Source organism: Thermodesulfobacteriota bacterium (assembly GCA_040756475.1).
Lineage (GTDB): Bacteria > Desulfobacterota > Deferrisomatia > Deferrisomatales > JACRMM01 > JBFLZB01.
The window spans coordinates 1-1677 of the sequence record JBFLZB010000239.1 but is presented as its reverse complement, the minus strand read 5'-3'; the positions used below and the strand labels follow the sequence as shown (position 1 = coordinate 1677).

Genomic DNA, 1677 nt, shown 5'->3' with positions numbered 1-1677 from the left:
TCGAGGGGCGGGCCCGGGGCGAACAGGGCCTGTACGTGAGCTTCGCCGAGACCGAGGCCGAGACCCGCGAGATCGCGGCGTCCCACGGGTGGGGCCTGGACGACTTGTCCATCATGGAGCTCGTCGCCGCGGATGACATCCTCGAAGGGGACGCCATCACCATGTTTCACCCCTCGGAGGTGGAGCTCAACCGCACCACCCGGGCCATCCTCGACCGCGCAGAACGGCTGCGACCGGCGCGGGTGGTGATCGACTCCCTGTCCGAGGTGCGGCTCCTGGCCGAGTCGTCGCTGCGCTACCGGCGCCAGGTGCTCGCCCTCAAACAGCATCTCGCCCGGCAGGGCACGACCACCCTCCTCCTGGATGATCGCTCCACCACTCCCGATGCGCACCTGCAGAGCGTGGCCCACGGTGTGCTGAGCCTCTACCACTTGAGCCCGCAATACGGGGCCGAGAGACGACGACTGCGCGTGCTCAAGCTCCGGGGGCGCACCTACCGGGGGGGGTACCACGACTTCTCCATCCGCCGGGGCGGACTGGAGGTGTACCCGCGCCTGGTGGCGGCCGAACACCACGAGGACTTCCCCCGCGATCCGTTCTCGAGCGGCGATCCGAACCTGGACGCGCTGCTGGGCGGCGGGGTCAGCCCCGGGACAAGCCTGCTCCTCCAGGGACCGGCGGGCACGGGAAAGTCGACCCTGGCGGTGCAGTTCGCGGTGGCGGCTGCCCGCCGGGGAGCGCGCGCGACGCTCTTCCTCTTCGACGAAGGCATCGCCACCGTGATGACCCGGAGCCAGGGCATGGGCCTGGGACTGCGGGAGTTGCTGGAGGCGGACCTCGTCGGGGTGCGCCAGGTGGACCCGGCCGAGCTGACCCCGGGCCAGTTCAGCCACGAGGTGCGCCGGGAGGTGGAGGAGCGCGGCGCCAAGATTGTGGTCATCGACACGCTCAACGGCTACCAGCACGCCATGGTGGAAGAGCAGTTCCTCCTGGTCCACCTCCACGAGCTCCTGGCCTACCTGGCCCAGAGGGGCGTGCTGACGGTGCTGGTGCTGGCCCAGCACGGGATCGCGGGGCCGGGCCTGATCTCCGCGGTGGACACGAGCTATCTCGCCGACACGGTGCTCCTCTTCCAACACCGGGAGGTCCGGGGCGAGCTCCGGCAGGTCCTCTCCACGGTCAAGAAACGAGACGGGCGGCACGAGCGCACCGTCCGGGAGCTGCTTTTCGGGCCCGGAGGTCTGACCGTGGGGCGGGTGGTCTCCGAGCAGGTCCCGGCGGCCGAAGCCGTCCGCACGGGAACCGAGCCGTCGGCGGGGCCAGCCTAGCGCCGTGGCCCCCTCCTCCGAAGAGCTTCGAGTCCTGGTCCTGCCCCTGACGCCCAAGGATGGCCAGATCATCGCCCGCGTGCTCGCCCGGTCCGGTATCGAGACCCATCTCTGCGCCGGGCTGGATGAGCTGTGCCGGCATTTGGCCGGGGGAGCGGGCGCGGCCCTCCTGCCCGAGGAGACCCTGCCCCCGGCCGGGGCCGCGCGGCTGGGCGCCGTGCTCGCCGGCCAGCCCCCCTGGTCCGATCTGCCGCTCCTGGTCCTGAGCCGCGAGCGCCAGGCGTCGCCCGCGGCCCTGCAGCCCGTGGAGCGGCTGGGCAACGTCACCTTGGTCGAGCGGCCGGTGGGA

General features: G+C 71.7%; 2 protein-coding genes. Both read left to right on the top strand.

Annotation, left to right across the window (positions count from 1 at the left end):
- Nucleotides 1–1328 (top strand): ATPase domain-containing protein (locus AB1578_21370; protein ID MEW6490448.1); only part of this gene is annotated, 1328 nt, incomplete at its 5' end.
- Between the two features lie 4 nt (nt 1329–1332).
- Nucleotides 1333–1677: hybrid sensor histidine kinase/response regulator (locus AB1578_21365; GenBank protein MEW6490447.1), on the top strand; the 345-nt coding region annotated here is incomplete at its 3' end.